A 26,856-nucleotide genomic window follows, 5' to 3' on the forward strand; every position below is an offset into this window, starting at 1 on the left:
TTTTCATTTGATGTCCCCGGACTGGAATATCCGTTCAGCCACAGTTCGCCCGAGACCGGCGAGCGCCTCGAAATGGTTCCCGCGCGCCGATGACCGTCGCCAGAAGAAGCCGATATCGCGAATCCCCTGCCAGTCTTCGATCGTCAGCAGTTTGATTCCATCCTCCTTGCCGAACTCCGAGCGGACATAGAGTTCCGGAAACAGGGACAGTCCCATTTCGATGGAGACCATCTGACGGATCGCGTCGAGGCTCGATCCTTCGTATTCTTCGGCAAGAACGGCACCGGACATGTCTGCCAGCCGTCGCACCTCATCCATCAGACGATGCCCCGGGCCGAGCGTCAGCAGCTTCTCGCCTCTCAGCTCCTGTGAGGTAATGGTATCGAATGCGGCCAGCCGATGGGCTTTGGGCACGCCCAGCAGGATGCGCTCCCGGCATATCTGGAAAGACACAAGGCCCTCTTCGTTGGAAGGCAGCGGTCCAAGCCCGCACTCTGTCTCGCCCTGCAGCACGGCCCTCTCCAACTGGCGGGGCCTGTCTTCCCGGATATAGACCTTCAGCTCAGGATAGGTCTGATGAAGCGGCGGCAGAAGATAGGGCATGAAATAGGGCCCGAAGGACGGTGCGACACCCAACCGGATCGCCCCTCCCAGATTGGCCTTCGATCCCATGGCAAGCGCCCTGATCTCGTCAAGCCCATTGAGAATGACCTTCGCCGCCGCAATGATCTCGGCGCCGACAGGCGTCGGCATCACCTGACCGGGCATCCGGTCGATGAGCATCACGCCGAGCTGTTTCTCCAGCAGCGACACCTGCACGGAAAGAGTTGGTTGGGAGACATTGCACCTCTTGGCCGCCTCGCCGAAATGCCCGGTTTCGCCAAGCATGACCAGATATTCCAACTGCCGATGACTGGGACGAAATGGCATATGGACCTCGATAGATAGGAGCTATCGAAATCATACAATCAATGAATTGGAATAATCAATGCGGGAAGTGCATCTTGTCTGCGTACGGAAGGAGACACCCATGAAGCAACTGCTGAAAGCCTTGAGAGCCCGCCACTCGATCGTCGCCGCCAAGATCGATGAGGAACAGCGTCGTCCGCAACCGGACGGCATCCGGGTCCGCGCCTTGAAGAAGATCAAGCTGCGCTTGAAGGAACAGATCATGTTGCTGGAACGGGGCGAGGCCATGAAGGCCGCAGCCGTCCGATCCAAGGCGTCGAGCTTCGGCACCCCTCTTCTCGCCGGACGCTGAGCACACCTGCGCGCCGTGATGGCGCAGGCGTGACCGGGGAGAACGGCCGGCGGGGCACCCTGCGCCCCGCCGGCAATCAGGGGAACCACGAATTGAAACGAAAAAACCCGGCGTGATCCACGCCGGGTTTCGCATGTAAGCCGATATGAGCGCTCAGTTCTTGGCGCGCTCGACGTAGGAATTGTCTTCGGTCGCGATGACGACACGGACGCCGGCATCGATATGCGGCGGCACCATCGTACGGATACCGTTCGACAGGATCGCCGGCTTGTAAGACGACGACGCCGTCTGGCCCTTGACGACCGGCTCGGTCTCGACGATCTCGAGCGTCACATGACGCGGCAACTGCAGAGCCAACGCAATGCCTTCATGCATCGAAAGAATGCAAACCATGCCTTCCTGCAGATAGGCCTTCTGATCACCCATCGTCTCGACGTCTACCACGACCTGGTCATAGTTTTCCGGGTTCATGAAGTGGAAGCCTTCGCCGTCCTCGTAGAGGAACTGGTGGTTCACGTCTTCAACGAAAGCGCGCTCTACCTGTTCCGTCGTGCGCCAGCGCTCAGAAACCTTCACGCCATCAACGATGCGGCGCATGTTGACCTGCGTTACTGGCGTGCCCTTGCCGGGGTGGAAGTTTTCGGCAGTGAGCACGACATAAAGCTTGCCGTCGACATCGATAACATTGCCCTTGCGGACGGAAGAGGCGATAACCTTGACCATTGGAATTCCTTGTATCTGCGTGAGACCCGTCGTAAAGGACGGCCGTCCCTGCTGACGTCTTCGAATTTCTCGGGCGGGACTAACCCAAATCCGGCAAAATAGCCAGCCCGTGTTGAGAGAAGGATCGAGAATCCGGAATGTCTGACCGCAGCCGTTCAGCCTCTGCGTGGTGGACATCGTCGGCACATGCTGATCGACGGCCATTCCTGATTGGGCGCAACCGGATCCAGGCGGCATTTCGCGCTTGCTTCGCCGAACAGGACTTCGTCGAGGTCGACACAGCGACCCTGCAGGTATCCCCCGGCAATGAAGCCCATCTGCATGCCTTTCAGACCGAAGCGATCGGTCATGATGGCTCTGCTGTGCCGCTCTACCTGCACACCTCGCCGGAATTCGCCTGCAAGAAACTGCTCGCCGCCGGCGAGACCCGTATCGTCTGCTTCGCGCATGTCTATCGAAACCGTGAGCGAGGACCGCTGCACCACCCGGAATTCACCATGCTGGAATGGTACCGGGTCGGCGAGGGTTACGAGCAACTGATGCGCGACTGCGTCGATCTGATTGCCTTGGCCGCACGCACGGTCGGAACGCGGCAATTCGCATTCGCCGGCAAGCTCGTAGACCCGTTCGCCGAGCCAGAGCGGATCTCTGTTGCGGACGCCTTCGCGCAACACGCGGGCATCGATCTATTGGCCACGATCGGAACGGATGGAACGACGGATCGCAATGCACTGGCCGGCCAACTCGCGGACGCCGGCATTCGCACGGCAGATGACGACACTTGGGCCGACCTGTTCAGCAGAGTCATTGTCGAGAAGGTGGAACCCAGGCTCGGCAACGGCCGCGTCACCATTCTCGATCGCTACCCGGTGGCAGAAGCAGCGCTCGCCCGCCCGTGCCCCGATGATCCCCGCGTCGCGGAACGCTTCGAGGTCTATGCCTGTGGCGTCGAACTCGCCAATGCCTTCGGCGAGCTGACGGACCCTGCCGAACAGCGCCGGCGCTTCGAAGCCGAAATGGTCGAGAAGAACCGCGTCTATGGGGAGACCTATCCCCTCGATGAGGACTTCCTCGAAGCCCTCGCAGACATGCCGGACGCATCGGGCATCGCGCTCGGCTTTGACCGTCTGGTGATGCTGGCAACGGGCGCGCTGAGGATCGACCAGGTGATCTGGGCGCCGGTGGCGGAGACGCATTTTGGCTGAGACGACCCTGCGCTCCGTCGCCGACCTCGTGGCACAAGGCCTCGTTCGCGAGGAGGAAACCACAAGGCTCAACGCCGTGGCTGAGCGCTACGCGATAGCGCTCACCCCCACGGTCCGTGCCCTGATCGACCCGACAGATCCGCACGATCCCATCGCAGCCCAGTATATTCCATCGGCAGCCGAGCTGGTCGATCATCCGGCAGAGCGCCTCGATCCCATCGGCGACCATCCGCATTCGCCTGTCGAGGGTATCGTTCACCGTTATCCTGACCGGGTTCTCCTCAAGCTCGTGCATGTCTGTCCGGTCTATTGCCGCTTCTGCTTCCGTCGGGAAATGGTCGGCCCTCAGGGCGACGGCAGCCTTACCGGTGAGCGCCTGGAGACCGCGCTCGACTACATCGCGGCGAATACGGGCATCTGGGAGGTCATCCTGACCGGCGGCGATCCGTTGATCCTGTCTCCGCGACGCCTGCGGGACGTATCCGAGCGTCTGGCTGCCATGGATCACGTGAGGGTCCTGCGGATCCACACCCGCGTGCCGGCCGTCGATCCCGAGCGCATCACAGCCGAGATGGTCGAGGCGCTGACGCTGAGCGGCAAGAGCGTGATCCTCGCGCTCCACGCCAACCATCCCCGAGAACTGACGCCGGAGGTGCGGGCGGCCTGTCGACGTCTGAGCGCCGGCGGCGTCCAGCTGGTCAGCCAGAGCGTACTTCTCAAGGGCGTGAATGATGACGCCGATACGTTGACGGCGCTGATGCGCGGCTTTGTCGAGACAGGCGTGAAGCCCTACTATCTGCATCACCCCGACATGGCGCCGGGCACCGGCCACTTCCGCCTGTCGGTCGCGGAAGGGCAGGCTCTGATGCGGGAGCTTCGCACGCGGATATCCGGCATCTGCATCCCACACTATATTCTCGATCTGCCCGGCGGGCACGGCAAGGTGGCCCTCGGCGAAGACGCAGTCCGCGATCTCGGTGATGGGCGGTACGCAGTGCGAGACCGCAACGGCCAGGAACATCTCTATCCTTAAGCACCAGCGCTTACCGGCAGACCATGCGCGATCAGCGGCACCGTTTCCGGCCTGTTAAGCTTTCATGCACACCATGGCGCGGTTTGGGGCAAAGCATCGGCGGACGGGACAACAGCAGTGGTGGACATTTCGGCTTCGAGGATGCGTGATCGAAAAACGCTGCCTCATCATCTATCGTCACCAATCACCTGGCTCTGGCTGACGGTCGCCGCTCATTTCGTCCTGCTCATGCTCCCGCTAGCCGTCCCGATCGGCCCGATGTACTGGGACACCTATATCTATCTGGATGCCGCACAGCGCATCCGAATGGGCCAGATCCCTAGCCTCGACTTTTCCACGCCCGTAGGCGCCTTGGGCTACTACCTCTTCGCCTGGGGCCTGGATCTCTTCCCGCGAGCGCAACCGCTTCTTCTCGTCCAATGGTCACAACTCGCGGTCACTGCACCGCTGATGACGCTGGTACTCATCGACGCCGAAAAGAAAAGCCGCGCCACGGCTTTCCTCCTGCTGATCCCCTTTCTGGTCTTTGCCGCCTTCCCGGCCAATGCCCAGTTCTTCCATTCCTACCCGGGGCTTGACGGCTTTGGCATCTACAACCGGCAAACCTCGCTTCTTCTCTATGTGCTGACATCAGGCCTTGTCTTCATGCGCGGTGGCCCGCGCTTTGCGCTTTTCTGCGCCCTGGCCATGCTGGCCCTGTTTCTCACCAAGATCACAGGCTTTCTCGTCGGCGGCCTGATCGGCCTCGGAGCCCTGCTCGCCGGCCGTATTTCACTTGGCAATCTCATACTCGCCGCCATCGCCTTTCTGCTTCCGTTGGTCGTCATCGAACTCGGCACCGGCATGATTTCGGCCTATATCCGGGACATCTTGAACCTGATCGCGATGAATCAGGATGCCTTGCTGCCGCGTTTCCTGACCGTCGCCTCGGGCAAGCTCGACGTGCTGATGCCGGCAGGTCTGCTTCTGCTCATGATGATCTGGGCGGATCTCAACTATGCATCGGAGCAGAGGCGTTTTTTCGACCGGTCTTTCTGGTGGTTCGGCATCTCCCTGCTCGGCGGAACGATCCTCGAAACGCAGAACACGGGTAGCCAAGAGTTCATCTTCATCTGGCCGGTTCTGCTGATGGCTTATGACCGACTGCCCCAAGCGGTCGACCGGACGAAGATAGCCTTTCTCGTGCTGGCAGCCTTTTGCACCGTTCCCACGGTCAGCAAGGTGGCGCACAAGACCCTGCGATCGGTCGCGGTCGCTCCGACCTACGTTCAGCCCGATGTACCGCTCCTTCGCAACATGCAGCAGGTCTCGACGCGGCCGGATGTGATGGAGCGGGCAATCATGCTGGAGAACCATTACGCCACCCAGGGCGCGGCATATGTTGACCTCGCAAACCAGGGACAACTGCCGAGCTGGCAACTCTACAGCGAGCTCGACTATCAAACCTACTGGATCATTTCCGCCGACATCCTGGTCAAGGCGCTTCTGCAGTTCGAGACTGACAACCAGATCCGCCTGCAAAGTCTGATGACCCTTGATTTCGTCAATCCGTTCACCTGGATCCTCGACCGCGACGCGACGCGCAAGATCCAGATCGGGGCAGACCCTTTCCGAACCGTGAGACAGGTTTCACCCGAAGCACTGGAAGCGGTTCAAGCGACCGACGGCGTACTTCGCCCAAAATGCCCTGTCACGACCGGGCGGCGGATGCTTGAAGAGCGCTACCAGGAGGCACTCTCGGGCCGGCAGGTCATTGCGATCGATCCGTGCTGGGACCTTTTGCTACGGCCGGGCCTTTTGAAGACCCCATGAAAAAGGCCGGGTGACGAACCCGGCCTCCTGATCTTCCCGAACTATCTGTGGCCGATCACTTCACCTGCGCGGTGACGAAGTCCTTCACGATCCGGATGATGCCGCGTGACATCACCTCGTCCAGAGCCGTGATGAACTGGTCGACATGCTCCCGCTCGCAGATTAGCGGTGGCTCGAGGCGGATGACGTTGCGGTTATACTCGGTGAACGCCACCAGCACGCCGTGATCGCGCAGGAGATGGCTCCCGATGAAGCCCGGCAGCGAGCCCTTCAGCTTGTCGTCGAGCATCGCGATAACAGGACGCAGAACCAGCGGCATCGTCTGCGAAAAGTCGTGGAACTCGAGCCCCACCATCATGCCCTGGCCGCGAACTTCCTTGATCAGGCTGGGGTAACGCGCCTGCAGCACACGCAGCTGATCGAGCAGGTAGTCGCCGACCTCTGCCGTGCGGTCGATCAGGCCCTCGTCATAGAGGACGTTGAGCGCTTCGATCGAGGTGATGCAGGCCTCGCCGATGCCGCCAAAGGTCGCCATGGCGTGGATCATCGCCGTCTTCGGCGTGCCATAGGCCTTCATGTAGACCTCGCGCCGGGCAATCATCGCCGCCATCGCTGTCTTGCCGCCGCCAAGGGACTTGGCGAGCGCGGTCACGTCAGGGACGACATCGTAATGTTCGAAGGCGTAGAACTTGCCGGTACGGCCGAGACCGCACTGGACTTCGTCAGCCACCCAGAGCACGCCATACTGGTCGCAGAGCTGGCGCAGCTTCTGCCAGAAGGCAGCATCCGCCTGAATGATGCCGCCACCGCCCTGGACGGTTTCGAGCACGATGACACCGATCTCCGGATCGCTGCGGAAGGCATTCTCGATCGCTTCGATATCGCCGAACGGTACGCGAACCGTGTTGTCGACCAGCTTGAACTGGCCGCGATAGAGCGAGCCGTCGGTGATCGAGAGCACGCCCTTCGTCTTGCCGTGGAAGGAATTCTCCGCATAGACGACCTTCGGTTTCTGCGGGCCGGCCGCCCGCTCGGCAACCTTGATCGCAGCCTCCATGGCTTCCGATCCGGACGAGCCGAGAAAGACCATGTCGAGATCACCCGGCGAGCAGGCCGCCAGATTATGGGCGAGCGCCGTCGCATATTGCGACATGAAGGCGATCGCGATCTCGTGGCGCTTCTCGTCCTGGAAAGTCTTGCGCGCTTCGATGATGCGCGGGTGGTTGTGGCCGAAGGCCAGTGAGCCGAAGCCGCCGAAGAAGTCGAGGATCTTCCGCCCGTTCTGGTCGTAGTAATACATGCCCTCGGCACGCTCGACCTTGATCTTGTGGAAGCCGAGCAGCTTCATGAAATGCAGCTGACCGGGATTGAGGTGCTGGGTGAACAGGTCGGTCATCTGCGGCAGGTCAAGCGCCTTGGCCTGGTCGACCGACAGCAGGTTCGGCTTTTCGGTTTTGGCGCGCGGCGCCTTTGCCGCATCGAGGGTCGGCTGTTCGTTCAGTCTGACTGCAGTATTCATCACTGTCTCCTCACGCAGCCTTCGATGCTGCGGCCTGGGGTTCAAGACGGCCTTCGACCGATTTCCGGTATTCGCTATAGGCTGCGATCAGCATGTCCTCGTCGCGATACTGCGGCACCCAGCCGAGTTCGCGTTCGCCCTTGGACACGTCGAGAATGCACATCTCGTCGGCGATCAGATATTGCTCGGGATCCATCAGCGGCATGTTGATGAGGTCGAGGAAATCGAGCGTGCGCTTGACTGCCCAAGCGGGCGTCGGCACCAGGATCGACTTCGAGCCCGCATGCTTGACCAGGTCGCCGAGGAGCTTCTTCACCGGCGGCGGGTTGAGCGAGCCGAGATTGTAGACCTCGTTCGGTACGCCGGCCTTGTAGGCGGCGTGCGCCGCCGAGGCGCAATCGAACACCGAGATGAACTGGTAGGGGTTCTTGCCCGAACCGATCATCGGCACCGGCAGGTTGTTGTCGATCAGCTTGAACAGCTTGGCAAGAATGCCGAGACGACCCGGGCCGATGATCAGACGCGGGCGAAACAGGCTGATATTCATGCCGCGCTTGCGCCAGTCGGCCGCCACTTCCTCGGTCTTCAGCTTCGAAAGCCCGTACTCGCCAAGCGGCTTGCACGGATGGTCCTCCGTCTGCGGCCAGCTATAGGTATGGCCATAGACCATGTCGGTGGTGAAATGCACCAGCGACTTCGCGCCAGCGGCGTCCATCGCCTTGATGATGTTCTCGGTGCCGTAATAATTGACCGGGAAGAAGAAGTCGTGCCGTTTGGCGCGCACCTGGATCGGCGACAGCATCTTGGCGGACAGGTTGTAGACCATATCGTCGGCGCCGATGCCGAGCTTGCGGATCGAATCCGGATCCGTGACATCCGTCGGGACAAAGCGCGCATCACGGTAATGCGGCAGGTCGCTCTTTACGATATCGGCGACGACGACCTCGTGACCGTCGGCGAGCAGTCTGGGTGCCAGATAGCGACCAACGAAGCCGTCTCCGCCGAAAATGATGTGTTTCATGTTCTAAACCCCGTTTTCTTCTTGGTTTTTTGTCGTGTCAGATTGGTTTGAAGCTCAGGTCTCGACTGCCTTCGCAATCGAGTTGTCTTCCGCCGTCTTAGTGTTGCTGCTGCCGCTCTGGGCAATCAGGACGGTGCCGATGCAGATGAAGGCGATGCCTGCGATCTTCAGCGTGCCAAGCTCCTCCTTGAAGAGCAGCCAGGCGCAGAGCGCGACAGCGACATAGGCAAGGCTGAGGAAGGGATAGGCGAAGGAAAGATCGACCTTCGACAGCACGTAGAGATGCGAGGCCATCGACACCACGAACATGGCGAGGCCGAAGAAGACCCAGGGATTGAACAGGATCTGGAAGATCCGCTGGATCATCGTATCGGCCGAGAAGCTGATCGGTCCGAGCGTGATCATGCCGTATTTCAGCATCAGCTGTGCGGCGGCATTGGTCATCACCGTGAACAGGATGAAGGGGATGTATTTCATGATGTCCTCTCGTCGGATGGTCTGTCCGGTCTCGTCATGAGTGCGGTGAATTCAGTGCAGCGCGTTGCCAGAAGTTCGATGAGAACCCCGGATCCCGCCAAGTCTCGAGTTCGGACCAGCTGGGAAAGCCGGCCTTGAAGGTGGCCGGACTCATCCGCTGGTCCTTGTAGGGATTGACGCGACCGCCGGCATCGATCGTCAGTTCGTCGAGCCTCGCAAGGAGCGCAAGAGTTCGCGCCCCCCGATTGGGGAAATCCATCGTCAGCGTGTAGCCCGGTCGCGGGAACGACAGGAGGCCGGGCGAGCCGACATCGCCGAAGCGCTTCAACACCGTCAGGAACGAGGCGTGACCAGCATCCCGGCTCGCCTGGAGCAGGAGCGGAATCGTCTGCCGTGCGGCGTCGAACGGAATGACGCTCTGGTGCTGAAAAAGGCCACGCGGACCATAGAGCCTGTTCCAGTGGCCCACACCATCGAGCGGATAAAAGAAGCTTCCGTAGCTCGCCCGGTGCACGCCGTGCTTCCGGCTCTTCGCCGTGAAATAGGCCGCGTTGAAAGCCGAAAGGCTGAGGCGGTTAAGGGCCGAGAAAGGCAGATCGAAGGGAACAGCCAGTCGGCTGGCGCGAGTCTCGACCTTACGATTGCCGTTGTCGGCATGATTGCCGGTGATCAACACGCCGCGACCCGCCGAACGCCCGGCGGCCAGTTGGTCGACCCAGGCCACCGCATATTCATTGCGAAGATCGGCCTGCTCCGCCCTGTCGAAATACTCGTCGAGATGGGCGAACGGCACGACCTCTTCGTCGATATCCAGAGCAGACACGCGCATCAGCTTGAGCCGAGCCCGCGTGATGATCCCGGTCAGTCCCATGCCCCCGATCGTCGCGGCAAACAGAGCTGGATTGCTCGTCGCCGAACAGTGATGGGTTTCACCGTCGGAACGCAGAAGCTCGAAGCTCGCAACATGGCAGCCGAAGGTGCCGCGCAGATGGTGGTTCTTGCCGTGGACATCGTTGGCGATGGCCCCGCCGAGCGTCACATGGCGCGTTCCCGGTGTCACCGGCAGGAAGAAGCCATGCGGCGCCACCAGAGCGATGATGTCTTCGAGCGTCACGCCAGCGGCGGCGTCAAGGAGACCGCTTTCGGGATCGAGCGACATATCGGCCGAGGGTGCACGCATCGGCACCAGCGCACCGCCGTCATTGTGGCAGCTGTCCCCATAGGACCGGCCATTGCCGAACGGCAGAAGCGTCAAGCCAGCGCCATCCGCCGGGCCCCGCAATATCGCGAGGGCGTCGGCCACCGGCAACGCCATGCGCTGCCGCCGATCGACCCGTCCGAAGCTGTCGAAAGCGCCCAGCATCACACCATCCCGGCCACGATGAGCAGCGCCGCGCCGAGCGCAATGAAGATCTGGCTGCGCCAGTCCGAAGCGATGAACACCACGGGATCGTCATTCATCTCCCGGCGATGGGCGAGCACCCAGACGCGCATGTTGATGTAGAGCACGATCGGCACCAGCGGCCAGATCAGCCACGGCTCGGAATAGAGGTTACCGACGACATCGCTGTTGATGTAGAGCGCGAGAACCAGCACGGCCGTGAAGCCGGACGAGACGCCGCTCTGGCCGACAATACCGATGTCTTCGGGCCTGTAGCCGCGGCCCGCGATACGCGTCTGCTCAGGCGCACCCGAACTCTGCAGTTCCACATAGCGCTTCACGAAGGCGAGCGACAGGAAGAAGAACAAGGCGAAGGCCATCAGCCAGAAGGACAAGGGAATGTTGGCCGCAAGCTTTCCGCCAAGCAGGCGCAGCGTGTAGAGGCCCGCCAGACAGATGACGTCCAGCAGCAGCATACGCTTGATCGCGAACGTGTAGGCCGTGGTGGTGACGATATAAATCGCGATGATCGCGGCAAACATCGGCGGCAGGAAGAAGCAGACCGTGGCAGCAATTGCCAGAAGAGCGGCAGAGCAGGCCAGACCGAACGGGATCGACAATGCGCCACTAGCAAAGGGTCGAAGCCGCTTGCGCGGATGAACCCGATCGAGCGGCAGATCGATGATGTCGTTGATGATGTAGATGGCCGAGGCCGACGCCGAAAAGGCGATGAAGGCCAGCGTCGCCGAAAACATCGTCTCTGCAATCAGGAAGTCATGGGCGAGCACCGGCGGAGCGAACACCAAAAGGTTCTTCAGCCACTGATGCACCCGCAACATCTTGAGATAGGTCTTGAAATTGGTGCGGGGGGCGTCGAAACGCATGGTGTCATGCGCCCGCTGGAAGCGCGAGGCCGCGCGGTCAGGCGCAACGACGACGGCGTTGCGGGCGCAATCGAAGATCGCTAGGTCAGCACGATCATTGCCCGCATAGTCGAACCCGTATTCGCCGTATTCGTCGACCAGTGCAGAGGCTTTCGCCTTACTGGCAAGATTGATCCCCTCGCGTGTGGCAAATACTTTGGAAAATATCCCGAGATGCGCAGCAACCGCCTGCGCCAGCGGCTCGGCAGCCGCAGTCGCCAGCACGATCATGCGCCCGGATGCCCGCTCTGCGCGCAGATAATCGAGGAATTCCTGACGGTAAGGCAGTCGCGATGCGTCGAGCGTTACGCGTCGAGCAAGTTCGAGCTTGAGGCGCGCCTTGCCGGCCAGCGCCCAGATCGGAAGGAGGAAGACGATCAGCGGGTTGGTCTTGAGGGCGAGAAAGATCGTCTCCCACAGAAGATCCGTCGCAATCAGCGTCCCGTCCAGATCGACCGCAAGCGGCAGATCCCGGCTTTCTTGTAATCTGGCGTCCATTCTCGCTGCACTCCCAGAACGCTATACCAATCAAAGGTGCATGCCAGCGGGACGAGCCCGGCATGCGATCAATTGAAACAACGGGCGCAACGTCTCTTGCTCCCGATCAACCCGTCGAATTCGCCTCTGTCGGCCAACGACGGAGTGGGATCCTGTTGAACATCGTATGCGATCAACGAGGTCTGCTTCTTCCTTCAAGAAGGTAGAGAAGTCTTCAAAATCCGAGGGAACGGTAGGTGGGCAAGCATAAATTCGGAGTTAATGGGGTACTGAAGTGGCCCCGTTTAAAGGAATGTTCATGCCCCTAACTGAGAATAAGGTTTAAGAATTACATCTCTGCAGTGTATCGCGTCTCACATAGGTGGCGATTTGTCCCTCCATCTGGTCTTCGTCACATCACTTGTTGCGCAAGCCAATCCATCGACAGGTTATGAACTGGCCAACCAGGCTCTGCTCGAAGGCCTGGCACGGGCAGGCGTCCGCACCACCGTCATCGGCTGCACCTGGCCAGGACAGGCCGTTGCTCCAGGTGCAAAGGCTGCTCTCGGCGAGGTGGAAGTGCGCACCGATAGGGCTGACCCCTGGCTCAAGATCAAATGGCTGCTCATGTCCCTCGCGACGGGACTGCCGATGTCGAGCGCAAAACTGCGGGTCATCGACGAGGAAGCAGTGCGCGACGCGATCGCGTCCGCTGGACCGTTCGACGGGTATGTCCTGAACGGCGTCGCCCTCGCCGGAGCCTTCCCGGATAGCTTCACGGGGAAACCATCGATCTTCGTCGCGCATAATGTCGAACATCGCTCCTCGGCCGAGAACGCCCGCAATGCCGGCTCCTTGATCAAGCGCAGTCTCTTCGCCCGCGATGCGCGCTTGCTGAAGACAATCGAGCACAGGCTCCGCGACCAGTCGAGCGGCGTCGTGACCTTCGCAGCCGAAGACGCAGTCGATCTCGGCGTTCCGCCGGAGCGATCCGTGTTCCTCCCCTTGAGCATCGAGCGATCAACGCAGCTGCCCGAGACGAAAGAGCTGGCGCACGACCTCGCTTTGCTCGGCACCTGGACCTGGCATCCCAATCGGATCGGCCTCGAATGGTTTCTGAACGAGGTAAAGCCAAGGCTGCTCGATGATGTGCACATCCGTGTCGCTGGCAGCACGCCGATCGATCTGGTCTCCGCCTGGCCCGACGTCGATTTCGTTGGAAAGGTGGATCGCGCGACGGACTTCGTCGCTGAAAGCGCCGTGATCCCGCTGATCAGCCGGGCCGGCACGGGCGTTCAGCTGAAGACGATCGAGACCTTCTCGCTCGGCCTGCCAAGCGTTGCGACGACAAGCTCGGTTCGCGGTATTGCAGCGATCCCGGACAATTGCACCATCGCAAATGATCCGGAAAGTTTCGCATCAGCACTCAACGACAAGATCCGTAGGGCGCGGGCGGGCGACCTTCAGCGGCTTGATGGCCGGGTCTTTGCCGAAACACAGGCACAGCTGATGGATGCCGGCATCAGGCAGATGCTCGACATGCTGACCCGAACGACATCAGGCGCAAAGGAAGCTCTGTCATGAAGACAGCGATTGTTACCGCGAGCTATCACGCGGATTTCGAACGGTTCCGTCTGCTCTGCGAGACGCTGGACACGCATGTCACGGGATACACTAAACACTATGTGCTAGTCGAAGACCGCGATGTTCCGCTGTTCCGACAACTGCAATCGCCGCAGAGGGTAATCATCGGAGAAAAGGACCTCTTGCCGTCCTGGCTGAAGGTCTTTCCGGATCCGCTGACCATGGGTCGCCGCCGCATCTGGCTATCGTTCAAGACCAAGCCGTTGCGCGGCTGGCATGTGCAGCAGTTTCGCCGGATCGCCATCGCCGACCTCGTCGAGGACGATGCCTTTCTCTATCTGGATTCCGATGTCGCTTTCCTTCGGCCCTATGATTGCAGCCAGCTCTGGCGCGACGATACGCTGCGCCTGCTGGTCAGGCCCGGCGCCCTGGCTGCAGACTCCATGGGCGAACATCGCCGCTGGTCCGCGAATGCCGGCGCGTTGTTGGGTCTGCCCGAAACGCAGCACTCCACGAACGACTATGTCGGCACGATGATCGCCTGGAAACGAAGCAGCATCAGGGACATGTGTGCGCGGATCGAGAGCGTCACCGGCGAGCACTGGATCGCGGCGATGGGCAAGCAACGCTGTTTCTCGGAATGCATGATGTATGGCCGTTTCGTGGATGACGTCGAGCACGGCGCGGGGCACTTCCACGACCAGACAGAGCTTTGCAAGGTCTTTTGGCTGGCGCCACCGCCAACGGAAGACGAATTCCGTGCCTTCGTGGCGGACATGGCGCCCGAACAGGTAGCACTCGGCATGCAGTCCTTCCTGGGTCTTGAACCGGGCGAAATTCGACGCATCCTCGGGCTATGATTACGATTGGTGAGCTTCGCGGCGAAAACCGTCAGACCCGCTTGGCCGGCAGCCTGAGGCTCGAATAGGTGAAGATGGCCGAGATCACATAGAGACCGGCAAAGACCCCGTTCAAGGCGACAATCCAGTCCTGGCCCTCATGGGCGAAACTGTTGAGCAGCAGCGCGATCAGCCCGGCCTTGCTCAGCGTCAGAAGTGCAAGACACAGCGTGCGCAGCCAGCTTTGCCCACGGGCATACATCAACTCCCCCTGGTACTCCGCGAGATTGCGAAAACCCGGAACGAGCAGAACGAGTGGCAGGAGTTCGGCGACCGGCGCCACGTTGCGGCCGAGTGCATTGGGATAGAGATGCAGGAGGAAGGCAAGTGTTGCGAGCCCGGCAACGGAGACGATCATCAATCCCGCTTCGATGAGCACCCTGATCTTCACCGACCTCAACATATCAGGGCTCTGCATCAGTTTCTGCACCAGGATCGTATTGAAGGAGCGGATCGGCAGCGCTGTCAGGTCGACCACCCGCATGATGATCGCATAGACACCGGCAAGGGCCGGTCCACCGATCCCGAGCACCATCAGCTTGTCGAGTTCCGACTGCAGGTAGAACAGCAGTTCCGCACCCGCGACGGCGAGCGAATCCTGCACGCGCCGCAGATAGAGCCGCATGTCGAAGCGCAGCCGAACGCGGGGATAGAAATAGAGGGCGACGACCAGCGAGACGGCATTGGCGCCCATATACCACCATGCCCAATGATCGAGATCCTGGACTGAGGCCTGGCTCCAGAAGAGGCCGGCTGCGGCGGCGCGTGTGGCAGTTCCAAGGATCACAAGGATGGCAGCGAGCCCGAAACGCTTGAGCCCGTTGTTGACGATGATGACGATCTCGGCCGACCGCCAGAGCAAGATTTCGGCGATGATCACCAGGGAAAAGGTGAGCAAACCGACATCGTCTGAGAAGAACAGGAAATAGACCAGCAGCGCTGCGACAACGACGAGCGGCAGGGAGAGAAGAGACGCCAGCAGATAGCCAACCGTGTAGACGCCAAGTAGCCGCGGCTTGACGACCGCAATACGATAAAGCGGTGAGCTGAAACCGAGCGCAAGCAGCCGGGAGAGGACGAGCCCGGCGCCCGACGCCGTGGCGAAGATGCCGTAATCCGCAAGGGGCAGTGTGTTGGCCAACACGACAAAGTAGGCGAGAGACACGACCAGTCGCCCGGCAGATCCCGATATCACCGAGACATAGGCGTGCAGGAGTTGCCGGTTTGATGAAAGGTGCCGAAGGATCGCGTTCACGTGGTGTCCAGAGTTGCTGAAGGCGCAGGTCACATTTCGGACGGCGTCGACACGGGCAGAAGCTACGTCCAAAACGGTTAATTTTCCGATCTTTTAACCATTTGTTTTTGATAAAAAATTAAATTTGCCCCACGCGAACCATTTCCCGAAGCAAGGGCTGACATGTATCTGCGCGATGATCGCACCAGTCACGGAGGCAAAGAGCCCGGCGCCGCAGGCGCAGAGCGCCCATCCGGCCACGCCGCAGACACCCGTGGCGGCCGGCCCTCCCTGCGGGACATGCTGGAACGCCACGACGACTACCTCGATTTTTTGCGCGCCCGCGTCTCTATGCTTGAGGGCCAGGTGAACAGCATGGAGGTCGGGGAAACCAGACCTCCCGCTCCGTCTGCTATCCCTGCACAGGAACCCGATGCTGAAATCGCGACAGACCCTCGTCAGGATAGAAATCGAGACGGCAACGCCGTCCCGCGGGATGAAGCCGAATGGAAGCCTCTGGTCGACCCCTTCATGGTCATCGACATTCTCAAGCGGTCCCATCGCATCCTGATTGCATCGACCGTGATCGGTGGCCTCTTTGGTGCCGCCTACGCCATGACCCTGCCGAAACTCTGGGTCGCCAGCAGCGACATCCTCGTCGACCCCCGGCAGATCCGCACGGTCGGCGACCAGTTGACCACCGATCAATTGCCGACCGATGCCTCCCTCGCCGTGGTCGAAAGCCAGGCCCGCATCGTCAAGTCGAACAGCGTCTTGCTGAAGGTCATCGAGCAGGCCGATCTCAAGCAGGACCCGGAATTCAATGGCACGCTGAAGCCTTCCGGCCTCAGCGCCTTCTGGCCGAGCGCCTCTCAAGCGGATGCCCAGAACGTCGAGACGCGCGTTCTGAACCACCTTTACGAGGTGATCAACGTCAACCGCGATCAGAAGACATTCATCTTCTCGATCTCTGCAGAAACCCGGGATCCCGAGAAGTCAGCGCGTCTGGCCAACATCGTGAGCAGCGTCTTTCAGCGCGAACTGGCCTCGATGCAGTCCGACGCCGTCCGCCGGACATCGGACGAATTGTCGAGCCGTCTTGCCGACCTGCGCATGAAGCTCGAAGAGGCTGAAAAAGCCGCCGAAAGCTTCCGCAACTCGAATGATCTGGTGAATGTCGACGGCAGACCGATCGTGGACAACGATCTGAAACTGCTGAATGAGAGACTGAGTTCGCTGCGCGTCGAAACCGCCGGCCTGCGCGCCAAGATCACCAGCATCGCGAAGATGGCGGCCTCCAGCGGCGGTGAACTGGCGCTCCCCGAAGACGTGAGTTCCGACACGATTGCGGTCCTGCGCACGCGCTACGCCGATCTGCGCAAAGAACTCGAATCGATCGCGGCCCGCTATGGGCCGCAGCACCCGAGGTATGTCGAGGCGCGATCGCAGGCCAGCGGAATGCTCAACCAGATCCGTGAGGAACTCGGCCGCATCCGCAGCGCCCTGCAGGTCGAACTGGATCGGTCCCTCCAGCAGGAAGTGGCCCTCACGAGCCGCCTGCGGGAACTCAAGGACACCCAGGCATCGAACAATGACAGCCTCGTCACCTTGCGCGAACTCGAACGTGAGGCGGCGGCACGCCGCTCCGTCTACGAATCCTTCCTGCTTAGAACCCGCGAAACCGGGGAACAGGAAGCGATTACGCTCGCCAATGTTCAGGTCCTGTCGGAGGCACGCCCACCGCTGGATCCTGCCGGTCCTTCACGCAAGGTCATCGCACTTGGCGGCCTGATTGCAGGATTTGGTATCGGTATTCTGCTCGCCCTCGGCCTCAATTTGACGAAGTTGAGGAAACGCCGCGAAGACGCTGAGGTCTGAACGAAAGGCGGCTCAGGCAAGCCTTCGCGGGATGGGCACTCTTGCCACGAGCCTGAGGCCGATCACCCCGAAGAAGCAGAGCATCCAGACCGGGTCCATGCGACGGAAGAAGAAGCTCTCCATCATCGCATTCAGCGTCGTGAAGAACACGATCATCATGAAGAAGTCCGCCAGCAACCTGTTCTCCCGGGCCGGTCTGCAGCGCATGTAGTCGATCAGCGGAAGAACGATCAGGACAGCCAGCGCGACGATCAGCGCCGGTATCCCCATCGAAATCGCGATGTCGAGGTAGCCGTTATGGGCGTGCACGATGCCGCGCACATCCCAGTCGAGATAATAGGGATTGGCAGCATAGCGGACGAGATCCGTACTCCAGAAGCTCTCATAGCCGAAGCCCGTGAGCGGACGATCAACCAGCGCATCGACCCCGAACTTCCAGATCGAAACACGGCCGGTAAAGGTCGGGTCGATGCCGAGCCACAGGACGAATTGGTGGATCGGCTCGATGAGAACGGAACCGAAGGTCAGGAGAGCAAAGGCAAGCTGGCAGAAGAAGACCGCGATCGGTGTCAGCACGCGAAGCCCGATCGCACTCGGAAGAAGAACCAGGAGCGCCGCAACGGGCACCAGTCCCAGCGTGGTCTTGGAGCCCGTCTGGCTGACGAAAATCAGCGCCGACACGCCGATCACCACACCGGCCCAGCGGTCGCCGCGCCGCCAGAGATAGATGGCTGCAAAAACAAATGCCGCCATGACCGGCCCGGCGATGTTCTTGTGGGTGAAGACCCCGCGCCAGAGATAGGAGTTTTGTGGCTCGAGCGCGTCGGAGCCATGGGTGGCCAGAGACGGGACTAAGGGCAGCCCGGCATAACAGATGAAGATCAGGATGCCTGCGACGACGCTCAACATGCGGGCATAGCCATCCCCGTCCTGCGGAAGGGCCAGCACGGTCACGATCGTCATCATCACGATCAGGGTGAGAATGATACCGCGCAAGGTCGCACTTGGATCTGGGGCGGTGAATCCAGAGAACACAAGAAAACCGATCATCAGCATCCAGGCCGGACCGATCAGGGACGGCAGTTTGCGCAGGTCGGCCAGCGTCAGCAGCGAGCAGACCGCGATGAGCCCAAGTAGGCCAAAGCCCAACTGATTGACCAGATTGCCGCCTTCTTCCACGCCCTCGTGAACAGGCGAGAAGGGCTGAAACGAGATCAGCATGACCGCAAACAGCAGGATGCTCACGACGACAGCCGCCCGGCGCAGCATCTCCGCAGGATAGGCAGGCCTCACTCCCGCGACATCGCGGTCAGCGACCGTCCGTATGTCGATACTGTTCATCGGCATATCCGAAATGTGCGAGTGTGCGGCCAAGGCCGACATGGACGTAATAGAGGCTGTTCTGCAGCGATCCGAGGCGGCGGGCGGTCATGATCGCCTTCAATGGCGAGAGGGTCAGCAGGGCGATGCTCTTCAAGAAGACCCGCACAGATCCAAAGGGCTGCCCCGCGCGCCGTCCGTTTTCGACCAGGCTGGAGATGACACCATCGCGAATGCCGCGCGCGCGCAGCCACGATCGTTCAAGACGGTTTGCAGGCACGGTTTCGTGTACCGGAGCCTCGTGACACCAGGCGGCTTTGAAACCCTTGCGCACGGACTGATCGATGAAGTTTGCATCTCCGCCACCGGTGAAGTTGAACCTCGGGTCGAGAAACGGATAGATGTTTGCCTCAAGCAGGGCACGCGAGACCAGGAGATTGCCGGAGGAATAGAGGAGCGGCACAAGCCCCGTGGTCTGATATGGCGGCGTGAACACCGGATGCCGGGGCACGTCGCCCGTTTCAGTCGTCGGGAAGACCGGCACTTGCGGGCCACCGACCAGATCGGCACCGAACATTTCCCGGGTACTGCTCATGGCCTCGATCCAGTCCGGATCAGCGATCTCGTCATCATCGATGACCAGCAGATGACTCATGTTGGGAAAGTGCTGCAGCGCCGTCAGCCAGGCGGCATTATAGGCGTTGCAATTGCCCCTGAGCGTTTCGACAATCAGGATACCGTTGATCTGCCCTGTTTCGAACAGGGGCCGGGCCGCCACCCCACCCTCGCGGCGATCGCTGTCATTGTCGACCAGCACGATAGCATATCGACGGTTCGTCCTTTGGGCCGCAAGACTTTCAAGCGTCTTGAGAAGGTGCACAGGGCGCCGAAAGGTCGGCACCGTGACCACGACGGTGACGGCGTCATGCGCCAGATCAGGCGTCTGCGTAACCAGCTCGATGTGATCCGGTAAGGCCAATCGGGAGCTCTTTCGAATGTGCGGAACTTCGTCGAGCAAATACCAAAACTGTTGATACCAGCTTAACCCCTCAGCCGTTTCGGACGGCTGGCGGCCTCAGGGACGCTCAAGGCCCGGACAGCCTTCCGACGCACCGAGGAAATCGTTGAGCACGGGTGCAAGACCACTGAGCTGCGGCCGGTCTCCGTTCTTGGTCGGCTGGATGTTGAGCTCTTCGGTCTCGGGCCACCAGTCACCCGCCGCCCAATAGGTCCAGCCGATCCACGAACTCTTGTCTTCGTCGAGCAGCTTGACCACCTCCGTCAGCACCGCCGTACATTCCGGCGTTCCGGGAACACCGAACTCGCCGAGGAAGCCTCGCTGACCGGTTTTCTTCAACCAGTCTCCGACCTCGCTGATAGCATCAACCGCATCGGCAGCACGGCTGCAATTGTTCAGGGTGCCTGAGAAGTCATCGTCGAAATACTGGTGGATCTCGAAGGCGTAATTGTTTGCCGGGTCCTTGATGCTCAAAAGCACCTCGGCATTCGCCCCGCCATACCAGTCGCCGAACCAGCTATGCGCCCCCGTCCAGGACGTACCCGGAACCAGAATGAGATTGTCTGCACCAACCTCACGAATGCCCGCGATTGCTTCGTTGGCGACATCACGCCAATCCGTCGATGAGATGTCGAAGGGCTCGTTCATCAGGCCGAAGACCACATGTCGATCTCCTTCAAACTCCTTCGCCAGCCGCTGCCAGAAATCGACAAAGGCCGAAGTCGGAACCTCGTCGGTTCCGATCAGCTTCTCGAAATAGCGTGCATAGTTGTGGGGATCGAGGATCACCGTCTGATTGAAGGTTCCGATCGTTGCGACAGTTTCCTTGAGACGGCTGAGCTCGGCGGGGTCGAAGTCGCTGTTCAGCTTCGGCTGCAAGCGCTCCCACAAAAAGGGGAGCCGCACGGTATTGAAACCCTTGCCCGCAAAATAGGTAATCGTTTCCAGCGAAGGATAGATATAGCCTTCGCCGAATACGCCTTGCAGATTGCCGAACTCGGCACCGGCCAGGTTTATGCCGCGAAAGCACGCGTCACTCGACGCGACAGTTGAGCCCGATGGCGTGGCCATGGCCATGGCCATGGCCATGGCCAGCGCAGCGGAAATCAGGCCAAGCGTCAAATTCCGTTTCATGGTTCTCAACCCACCTTGTCCTGTATTCGCAGAGGTTTTAGCGGGAGACTGGCCCGATGTCATTCTGGTTCTACCGGCAGTATTCATGCGTGGGGTCCACACCGCGTCGCAAATCACACTTTGTCGAGCGACGCCGCAAGACATCCCTAGGCAGGCATGCACAAATCGCTGGCAATCGATGAGAACAGCGTTGCAGATTTCACCTTGATCACGAGACGAACGGCGAAGATGCGCCCTGGAAAGACGCAATGGGAACGGGGTTTTGCATTTCCTGGCCTAATCTCTGGCCATCACAAAGGAGCGGAAACCGCCGGCGCGCGGGTCGCCTGCTCTGGAAAGACGATGAGGATCAGCAACACGGCACGCTTCCGATCGTGTCGGACATGCGATAGAGACACGGCGCCTGTGCCATGCCGAGGAGATGAGAGAACCGATGACGAGCTATGTTTTGACCGTATCCTGCCAATCGACCCGCGGCATCGTGGCGGCGATTTCCGGCTATCTCGCGGAGCAGGGCTGCAACATCGTCGATAGCTCGCAGTTCGACGACCTGCATACGGGCCAGTTCTTCATGCGCATTTCCTTCATCTCCGAGGAAGGTGCCAACGAAGCCAAGCTCGAGAAGGGCTTCGTACCCGTCGCCGAGAAGTTCGGCATGAACTGGAACCTGCATGACGCCGCCAAGCGCATGAAGGTCCTCCTGATGGTGTCGCGCTTCGGACACTGCCTGAACGACCTTCTCTATCGCTGGAAGATCGGCGCGCTGCCGATCGAGATCGTCGGGGTCGTGTCCAATCATTTCGACTACCAGAAGGTCGTCGTGAATCACGACATTCCCTTCCACCACATCAAGGTGACGAAGGAAAACAAGCCGGAAGCCGAAGCCCGGATCATGGACCTCGTCGAGCAGACGGGCACCGAACTGATCGTCCTCGCCCGCTACATGCAGGTCCTCTCCGACGACATGTGCAAGAAGATGTCCGGCAAGATCATCAACATCCACCACTCTTTCCTGCCGAGTTTCAAGGGCGCAAACCCCTACAAGCAGGCCTTCGAACGCGGCGTGAAGCTGATCGGTGCGACCGCGCACTATGTTACAGCCGACCTCGACGAAGGTCCGATCATCGAGCAGGACGTCGCCCGCATCACCCATGCCCAGTCGGCGGATGATTATGTCTCGATCGGCCGCGACGTCGAAAGCCAGGTGCTGGCGCGGGCGATCCATGCCCATATCCATCACCGCACCTTCATCAATGGCAACCGCACCGTGGTCTTCCCGGCAAGCCCGGGCTCTTATGCCTCCGAGCGCATGGGCTGAATATGGAAAGGGCGTCGGAAACGGCGCCCTTCGTCTTTTCCGACCATGGCTCTGCGGGATAGACGCGACACTAGGCTCTGCTAATCTCCCGACATGATTCCCTGGGAGGAAACGTATGGCCGACTCGGCTCTGCTCCAGCGCACCGAACTGCCGCGCCCGAACGTCACGCTGGCCGATGCCAAGGTCATCTTCAACGAATTCTACGGCTTCAGCGGCACGATCCGGGAACTCGGCAGCCAGCAGGACCGCAATTTCCTGATCGACACCGGCGAAGAGCGGCTCGTCCTCAAGGTCACACGGGCTGACTATCCCCAGCCGGAACTGGATGCCCAGAACAGGGCCATGGAGCACCTGCGCAATCTGGATCTCGGATTGCGCATACCCGAGCCGATCCCCGCCCTGACTGGCGAATACATCCCCCAGATCGAAGTGGGCGGGCAGTATTACTGGGTGAGGCTCCTGTCCTATCTGGATGGCGAGCCCCTGACGCGCCAGAAGTACCTCGCTCCCGAGGTCGTGGCGTCTTTCGGTGACGTAGTCGCCCGGATCGCAGGCGGGCTCAAGGACTTCCGTCACGCCGGACTGGAACGGGAACTGCAATGGGATCTGCGACGCGCAGGACCGGTCGCCCTGCACCTCCTGAAATCGGTCGCGGACCAGAAACAGCGGGACCGGATTGCCAAGGCGATGATCATGGCGGTGAAGCGCCTGCAGCCACTGGCCTCCGAACTGCGTATTCAAGCCATTCATCACGACATCACTGACGACAATGTCGTGGCTACGCCGAACGCAACCGGCCGCCTGATGCCAGATGGCGTGATCGACTTCGGTGATGTTCTCTATGGATGGCTGGTGGCAGACCTCGCGGTGGCTTGTGCCGCGCTCCTGCACCATGCCGATGGTGACCCCTTCTACATCCTGCCCGCCGTCAAGGCCTTCCACGCGCGCTACCCGCTGAGCGAAGCGGAATTGAAAGCGCTCTGGCCGCTGATCGTCGCGCGCGCGGGCGTGCTTGTCGCAAGCAGCGAACAGCAGCTGTCGATCGACCCCGACAACGACTATGTGCTCGGCAATATCGAGCACGAGCGGACGATTTTCGAGGTGGCGACCTCCGTGCCCTACCCGTTGATGGAAGCCGCTATCCTGGATGCCGCCGGCATGCTTCCGGACGAGCCGGAGCTGATGATGTCCCATCCGCTTCTTCCCTCGCTTGCACCCGCAGACTTCCTTCTGACGGACCTGACGGTGACGAGCCCGGACCTGCCGCGCGACACCTGGAGCGACCAAGAGATCGACTGGAAGCTTCTGGCCCGGGCAGCCATGGAGACGGGCGTTTCGTCGACCCGCTATGGCGAATTCCGTCTGTCCTACACCAAGCCTCTGTCCCCAACGCCGCCAGCGACCTTCGCCCTGCATATTGATGTCTGCCTGCCAGGCGCCACGGAAGCCTTCGCGCCCTTCGACGGGACCATTCTGCTCGACGGCCATCACCTGATCCTGTCATCGCCCGAACTTTCGCTTCATCTGGATGGCATCGACTGCAGCCTGGAAGACGGCGCGACCGTCAAGGCCGGCGACGCAATCGGTACGGTTGCCGGCGCAGCCGGCGGCGTCGGCGGCCTGCGCATCCAGCTTTGCCGCGATCCGGATCTCGTCCCGCCACTCTTTGCCAAGCCGCAGCAAAGCGCAGTCTGGCGTCGCATATGCCCCTCACCTTCTCCGCTGCTCGGCGTCGGCGTCGATGCACCCGCACCGGAGAGCAAAGCGCTGCTGGAGCGGCGCAAGAAGAGCTTCGCCAAACCGCAGAAGAACTACTATGTCGACCCGCCACAGATCGAACGGGGCTGGCGAGAGCATCTCTTCGACATGAACGGCCGCGCCTATCTCGATATGGTCAACAATGTCACGATCCTCGGCCACGGCAATCCGCGCTTGGCGGAGGCGGTCGACAGACAATGGGCCATGCTCAACACGAACTCGCGCTTTCACTACGCCGCCGTCGCCGAATTCTCGGATCGCCTCGCGTCGCTCGCGCCAGAGGGGCTCGATACCGTCTTCCTCGTGAATTCGGGCTCCGAAGCCGTGGATCTCGCGCTGCGGCTCGCCTGGGCCCATAGCGGCCACCGCAACATCCTGAGCCTCCTCGAAGCCTATCACGGCTGGACAGTCGCCAGCGATGCGGTTTCCACCTCACTAGCCGACAATCCCCGCGCCCTGGAAACACGTCCGGACTGGGTTCATCCGGTGATGTCGCCAAACACCTACCGCGGCAAGTATCGCGGCGAGGGCGCGACCGATGGCTATGTCGAGGCGGTCACAGCAAAAATCGCCGAGATCGAAGAGGCTGGCGGAAAGCTGGGCGGCTTCATCGCAGAGAGCGTGTATGGCAATGCCGGTGGCATTCCGCTTCCGCCGGGCTATCTCAGCGCTGTCTACGCGCTCGTCCGCGAGCGTGGAGGTCTCTGCATCGCCGACGAAGTTCAGGTCGGATACGGCCGCCTCGGTCATCATTTCTGGGGCTTCGAACAGCAGGGCGTCATCCCGGACATCATCACGGTCGCCAAGGGCATGGGCAATGGCCAGCCGCTCGGCGCGGTGATCACCAGGCGCGAGATCGCCGACAGCCTCGAAAAAGAGGGCTATTTCTTCTCATCCTCCGGCGGCAGCCCCGTGAGCTGTGTCGTCGGCATGACCGTTCTCGACATCATGCGGGACGAAAACCTCCAGCAAAATGCCCGAGACACGGGTGACCATCTGAAGGCACGGCTCGAGGCGCTCGGGCAACGTTTCCCGATCGTGGGCGCCGTGCATGGGATGGGCCTCTATCTCGGACTGGAATTCGTGCGTGATCGCGAGACGCTGGAACCTGCGACGGAAGAAACTGCAGCCATCTGCGACCGTCTGCTTGATCTCGGCGTCATCATGCAACCGACGGGCGATCATCTTAACGTTTTGAAAATAAAGCCGCCGCTCTGCCTGAGCCGCGAGAGCGCCGATTTCTTCGCGGACATGCTGGAAAAGGTGCTTTCCGATGGCTGGTGACGGCAGACGCAGTCACTACCATCGTCCTAATGCGGCTCTCCGAAACCCGATGATCACGTAAAGGAAGCGCAAAGCCCAAAACTGGGTAAACTAAATGGCAGCTTCACAGCGTTTTGGAGAGTGGTCTATCTTCGGACAGAACAGCAGCCGAAGGAATATCCATGCCCATCATACCGGAGCAAATCGCCAGTGATCTGTTGATCTGGGCCGTCGCTCTGTTCGTCATCAAGCATTTCCTGGCGGATTTTCTGCTTCAGACCAGCTGGATGGCACACGGCAAGGAGCGGCTTGAAGGGTGGATGGCCCCCTTGCTCGCGCATATAACCGTGCATGCCTTGGGAACGCTGTTGATCGCCCTGCTGATGGCACCGCAACTCGCCTGGCTTGCGGTGATCGACCTCATCATTCACGGACTGATTGATCGGACCAAGGCTCTGGTCCAGCAGCGTTATCATTTCAAGGTGGAGCAAGCCGCCTACTGGTGGCTCTTGGGCACCGACCAGACCCTGCACCATTTGACCCATCTCGCGCTCGCCGTCTGGATTGCGACTGCAGCAACTTCACTGTGAACCACTAGGGCTGGGCGAGTTCCTTGACGATCCAATCCCGGAAGGCGACGAGCGGCGGATAGGCCGCCCTCTCCCGCGGAAAGGCGAGATAATATCGTTGCGCGCTCTGCATCGGACGATCGACGGCAGCCACCAACTCGCCGCGCGCGAGTTCCTCCTGGATGAGGAAGGTCGGAAGCAGCGCCACGCCCAGGCCGCCGATCGCTGCCTGTGATGCAGTTGCGAACTGGTCGAAGAGCATGCCGTGAACATTCTCGAAGGCGACACCGGTTTCCGTGAACCAGCGTTCCCAGGCATCCGGCCGGGTCGTGAGATGCAGCAGCGGCACGCGCAGAAGATCGGATGGCGCTTCGATCGCATGCGCCTGTTTGAAGTCCGGGCTGCATGCCGGTATCGTCTCCTCTCGCATCAGAAGCGTCAATTCAGCGCCAGGCCACACGGCATCACCGAAATGAATCGCGGCATCGATGGAGTCCAGACGGAAATCAAAGGGTGAGAGCCGCGTCACCAGATTGATCGTGATGCCGGGATTGCCGGCGAGAAATTGCCCCAGCCGCGGGGCGAGCCAACGGGCACCGAATGTCGGCAGGATCGCAAGGTTGAGCGTACCGCCATGTGGATTGGCCCGCAGGTTCAGGGACGCGCTGGAGATACGGCGAAGCGCTTCCCGGATCTCGCGGGCATAGCTGTCCCCGGCGACCGTCAATCGGATGGTCTGGCGCTCCCGCAGGAAAAGCTCGACACCGAGCTGGCTTTCGAGTGCCTTGATCTGTCGGCTGACCGCGCTCTGCGTGAGATCGAGCTCCCGTGCCGCCGCCGTGATGCTTCCCGTCCGGGCCGCGGCCTCGAATGCAGTGAGCAGCGACAGCGATGGAAGGAAACGTCGGGCAGGCAGCATGGTCATGCCTTTTTGGAATGATCTCTTGAGAATTTATCGCTGGAATGGCGTAGAATGCTCTTCTAGAAATCACAAGACTGTACGGGGCGGAATGACATGGGACACACAGTGATCTCGTGCGGCCAGCCC

The 26,856-nt window shown here is 60.7% G+C and carries 22 protein-coding genes; 10 read left to right on the forward strand and 12 right to left on the reverse strand.

From position 1 onward, the window contains the following. Nucleotides 1–3: 3 nt before the first annotated feature. Nucleotides 4–930: a hydrogen peroxide-inducible genes activator gene (locus tag QWE_RS21530; RefSeq protein ID WP_040300856.1), complete on the reverse strand. Its 927-nt coding sequence runs from the start codon at nucleotides 928–930 to the stop codon at nucleotides 4–6. Between the two features lie 100 nt (nucleotides 931–1,030). On the opposite strand from QWE_RS21530, the gene QWE_RS21535 reads away from it, so the two are divergent. Then, nucleotides 1,031–1,261 (forward strand): YdcH family protein, encoded by a 231-nt coding sequence (locus QWE_RS21535; protein WP_006728295.1) that lies wholly within the window; start codon nucleotides 1,031–1,033, stop codon nucleotides 1,259–1,261. 153 nt (nucleotides 1,262–1,414) lie between these two features. Here QWE_RS21535 and efp read toward each other — a convergent pair whose 3' ends face one another. After that, on the reverse strand, nucleotides 1,415–1,984 hold the full coding sequence (gene efp / locus QWE_RS21540; protein WP_006728296.1) for an elongation factor P: 570 nt from the start codon (nucleotides 1,982–1,984) through the stop codon (nucleotides 1,415–1,417). Nucleotides 1,985–2,121: 137 nt separating this feature from the next. Here efp and epmA point away from each other — a divergent pair, with 137 nt between their 5' ends. The 3 genes from epmA to QWE_RS21555 all read left to right on the forward strand — a co-directional run bounded on the left by epmA (nucleotide 2,122) and on the right by QWE_RS21555 (nucleotide 6,034). Beyond that, the gene (gene epmA / locus QWE_RS21545; protein WP_006728297.1) at nucleotides 2,122–3,189 is read left to right on the forward strand and encodes an EF-P lysine aminoacylase EpmA; all 1,068 of its coding nucleotides are present in this window, start codon (nucleotides 2,122–2,124) and stop codon (nucleotides 3,187–3,189) included. Beyond that, entirely contained in the window at nucleotides 3,179–4,222 is a 1,044-nt protein-coding gene (locus QWE_RS21550; protein ID WP_420804574.1) for a lysine-2,3-aminomutase-like protein, read from the forward strand. The genes epmA and QWE_RS21550 overlap by 11 nt, the downstream gene beginning before the upstream one ends. 141 nt (nucleotides 4,223–4,363) lie before the next feature. Continuing rightward, nucleotides 4,364–6,034 (forward strand): hypothetical protein, encoded by a 1,671-nt coding sequence (locus QWE_RS21555; protein WP_052018251.1) that lies wholly within the window; start codon nucleotides 4,364–4,366, stop codon nucleotides 6,032–6,034. 55 nt (nucleotides 6,035–6,089) lie between these two features. On the opposite strand, the gene QWE_RS21560 is transcribed toward QWE_RS21555, so the two are convergent. From QWE_RS21560 to QWE_RS21580, 5 genes are read right to left on the reverse strand one after another with little or no spacing between them, the layout of a single operon-like run. Then, nucleotides 6,090–7,553: an aspartate aminotransferase family protein gene (locus QWE_RS21560; protein WP_006728300.1), complete on the reverse strand. Its 1,464-nt coding sequence runs from the start codon at nucleotides 7,551–7,553 to the stop codon at nucleotides 6,090–6,092. Between the two features lie 10 nt (nucleotides 7,554–7,563). Next, on the reverse strand, nucleotides 7,564–8,574 hold the full coding sequence (locus QWE_RS21565) for an NAD-dependent epimerase/dehydratase family protein (protein ID WP_006728301.1): 1,011 nt from the start codon (nucleotides 8,572–8,574) through the stop codon (nucleotides 7,564–7,566). A 54-nt stretch (nucleotides 8,575–8,628) separates the two neighbouring features. Further along, on the reverse strand, nucleotides 8,629–9,051 hold the full coding sequence (locus QWE_RS21570; protein ID WP_006728302.1) for an EamA family transporter: 423 nt from the start codon (nucleotides 9,049–9,051) through the stop codon (nucleotides 8,629–8,631). A 34-nt stretch (nucleotides 9,052–9,085) separates the two neighbouring features. Continuing rightward, nucleotides 9,086–10,414, reverse strand: a complete 1,329-nt coding sequence (locus QWE_RS21575) for an FAD-binding oxidoreductase (RefSeq protein ID WP_006728303.1) — start codon at nucleotides 10,412–10,414, stop codon at nucleotides 9,086–9,088. Then, a complete protein-coding gene (locus QWE_RS21580; protein ID WP_006728304.1) occupies nucleotides 10,414–11,853 on the reverse strand; it encodes a UbiA family prenyltransferase in 1,440 nt (479 codons plus the stop codon). The genes QWE_RS21575 and QWE_RS21580 overlap by 1 nt, the downstream gene beginning before the upstream one ends. A gap of 369 nt (nucleotides 11,854–12,222) precedes the next feature. Between QWE_RS21580 and QWE_RS21585 the strand changes: the two genes are divergently transcribed. Next, nucleotides 12,223–13,416 (forward strand): glycosyltransferase, encoded by a 1,194-nt coding sequence (locus QWE_RS21585; RefSeq protein WP_006728305.1) that lies wholly within the window; start codon nucleotides 12,223–12,225, stop codon nucleotides 13,414–13,416. Then, nucleotides 13,413–14,276, forward strand: coding sequence for a DUF6492 family protein (locus tag QWE_RS25520; protein ID WP_006728306.1), 864 nt, complete (start codon nucleotides 13,413–13,415; stop codon nucleotides 14,274–14,276). The genes QWE_RS21585 and QWE_RS25520 overlap by 4 nt, the downstream gene beginning before the upstream one ends. A 31-nt stretch (nucleotides 14,277–14,307) precedes the next feature. Here the strand turns inward: QWE_RS25520 and QWE_RS21595 are convergent, their stop codons facing one another. Then, complete coding sequence (locus QWE_RS21595) at nucleotides 14,308–15,570, reverse strand: lipopolysaccharide biosynthesis protein (RefSeq protein WP_040300857.1); 1,263 nt, start codon at nucleotides 15,568–15,570, stop codon at nucleotides 14,308–14,310. A 162-nt stretch (nucleotides 15,571–15,732) separates the two neighbouring features. Here QWE_RS21595 and QWE_RS21600 point away from each other — a divergent pair, with 162 nt between their 5' ends. Continuing rightward, on the forward strand, nucleotides 15,733–17,427 hold the full coding sequence (locus QWE_RS21600) for a GumC family protein (protein WP_006728308.1): 1,695 nt from the start codon (nucleotides 15,733–15,735) through the stop codon (nucleotides 17,425–17,427). Nucleotides 17,428–17,439: 12 nt separating this feature from the next. Here QWE_RS21600 and QWE_RS21605 read toward each other — a convergent pair whose 3' ends face one another. The 3 genes from QWE_RS21605 to QWE_RS21615 form a co-directional block, all read right to left on the reverse strand. Beyond that, the gene (locus tag QWE_RS21605; protein ID WP_006728309.1) at nucleotides 17,440–18,696 is read right to left on the reverse strand and encodes an O-antigen ligase family protein; all 1,257 of its coding nucleotides are present in this window, start codon (nucleotides 18,694–18,696) and stop codon (nucleotides 17,440–17,442) included. Between the two features lie 40 nt (nucleotides 18,697–18,736). Continuing rightward, the gene (locus QWE_RS21610; RefSeq protein WP_006728310.1) at nucleotides 18,737–19,726 is read right to left on the reverse strand and encodes a glycosyltransferase family 2 protein; all 990 of its coding nucleotides are present in this window, start codon (nucleotides 19,724–19,726) and stop codon (nucleotides 18,737–18,739) included. Between the two features lie 96 nt (nucleotides 19,727–19,822). Beyond that, nucleotides 19,823–20,899, reverse strand: a complete 1,077-nt coding sequence (locus QWE_RS21615) for a glycoside hydrolase family 5 protein (RefSeq protein WP_006728311.1) — start codon at nucleotides 20,897–20,899, stop codon at nucleotides 19,823–19,825. 433 nt (nucleotides 20,900–21,332) lie between these two features. Between QWE_RS21615 and purU the strand changes: the two genes are divergently transcribed. From purU to QWE_RS21630, 3 genes are all read left to right on the forward strand, one after another. Beyond that, nucleotides 21,333–22,217 (forward strand): formyltetrahydrofolate deformylase, encoded by an 885-nt coding sequence (gene purU, locus QWE_RS21620; RefSeq protein WP_006728312.1) that lies wholly within the window; start codon nucleotides 21,333–21,335, stop codon nucleotides 22,215–22,217. A 115-nt stretch (nucleotides 22,218–22,332) separates the two neighbouring features. Beyond that, nucleotides 22,333–25,260: an aminotransferase gene (locus QWE_RS21625; RefSeq protein ID WP_006728313.1), complete on the forward strand. Its 2,928-nt coding sequence runs from the start codon at nucleotides 22,333–22,335 to the stop codon at nucleotides 25,258–25,260. 161 nt (nucleotides 25,261–25,421) lie between these two features. Next, complete coding sequence (locus QWE_RS21630; protein WP_006728314.1) at nucleotides 25,422–25,829, forward strand: DUF3307 domain-containing protein; 408 nt, start codon at nucleotides 25,422–25,424, stop codon at nucleotides 25,827–25,829. A 4-nt stretch (nucleotides 25,830–25,833) separates the two neighbouring features. Here the strand turns inward: QWE_RS21630 and QWE_RS21635 are convergent, their stop codons facing one another. Then, nucleotides 25,834–26,733: a LysR family transcriptional regulator gene (locus tag QWE_RS21635; protein WP_006728315.1), complete on the reverse strand. Its 900-nt coding sequence runs from the start codon at nucleotides 26,731–26,733 to the stop codon at nucleotides 25,834–25,836. Nucleotides 26,734–26,856: the final 123 nt, after the last annotated feature.

Source organism: Agrobacterium albertimagni AOL15, assembly GCF_000300855.1.
Taxonomy (GTDB): domain Bacteria; phylum Pseudomonadota; class Alphaproteobacteria; order Rhizobiales; family Rhizobiaceae; genus Allorhizobium; species Allorhizobium albertimagni.

Coding starts and splice junctions, on each gene's coding strand:
- QWE_RS21530 (WP_040300856.1), bottom strand. CDS start 930: ATGCCATTTCGTCCCAGTCATCGGCAGTTGGAATATCTGGTCATGCTT.
- QWE_RS21535 (WP_006728295.1), top strand. CDS start 1,031: ATGAAGCAACTGCTGAAAGCCTTGAGAGCCCGCCACTCGATCGTCGCC.
- efp (WP_006728296.1), bottom strand. CDS start 1,984: ATGGTCAAGGTTATCGCCTCTTCCGTCCGCAAGGGCAATGTTATCGAT.
- epmA (WP_006728297.1), top strand. CDS start 2,122: ATGTCTGACCGCAGCCGTTCAGCCTCTGCGTGGTGGACATCGTCGGCA.
- QWE_RS21555 (WP_052018251.1), top strand. CDS start 4,364: ATGCGTGATCGAAAAACGCTGCCTCATCATCTATCGTCACCAATCACC.
- QWE_RS21560 (WP_006728300.1), bottom strand. CDS start 7,553: ATGAATACTGCAGTCAGACTGAACGAACAGCCGACCCTCGATGCGGCA.
- QWE_RS21565 (WP_006728301.1), bottom strand. CDS start 8,574: ATGAAACACATCATTTTCGGCGGAGACGGCTTCGTTGGTCGCTATCTG.
- QWE_RS21570 (WP_006728302.1), bottom strand. CDS start 9,051: ATGAAATACATCCCCTTCATCCTGTTCACGGTGATGACCAATGCCGCC.
- QWE_RS21575 (WP_006728303.1), bottom strand. CDS start 10,414: ATGCTGGGCGCTTTCGACAGCTTCGGACGGGTCGATCGGCGGCAGCGC.
- QWE_RS21580 (WP_006728304.1), bottom strand. CDS start 11,853: ATGGACGCCAGATTACAAGAAAGCCGGGATCTGCCGCTTGCGGTCGAT.
- QWE_RS25520 (WP_006728306.1), top strand. CDS start 13,413: ATGAAGACAGCGATTGTTACCGCGAGCTATCACGCGGATTTCGAACGG.
- QWE_RS21600 (WP_006728308.1), top strand. CDS start 15,733: ATGTATCTGCGCGATGATCGCACCAGTCACGGAGGCAAAGAGCCCGGC.
- QWE_RS21605 (WP_006728309.1), bottom strand. CDS start 18,696: ATGCTGCGCCGGGCGGCTGTCGTCGTGAGCATCCTGCTGTTTGCGGTC.
- QWE_RS21615 (WP_006728311.1), bottom strand. CDS start 20,899: ATGAAACGGAATTTGACGCTTGGCCTGATTTCCGCTGCGCTGGCCATG.
- purU (WP_006728312.1), top strand. CDS start 21,333: ATGACGAGCTATGTTTTGACCGTATCCTGCCAATCGACCCGCGGCATC.
- QWE_RS21625 (WP_006728313.1), top strand. CDS start 22,333: ATGGCCGACTCGGCTCTGCTCCAGCGCACCGAACTGCCGCGCCCGAAC.
- QWE_RS21630 (WP_006728314.1), top strand. CDS start 25,422: ATGCCCATCATACCGGAGCAAATCGCCAGTGATCTGTTGATCTGGGCC.
- QWE_RS21635 (WP_006728315.1), bottom strand. CDS start 26,733: ATGACCATGCTGCCTGCCCGACGTTTCCTTCCATCGCTGTCGCTGCTC.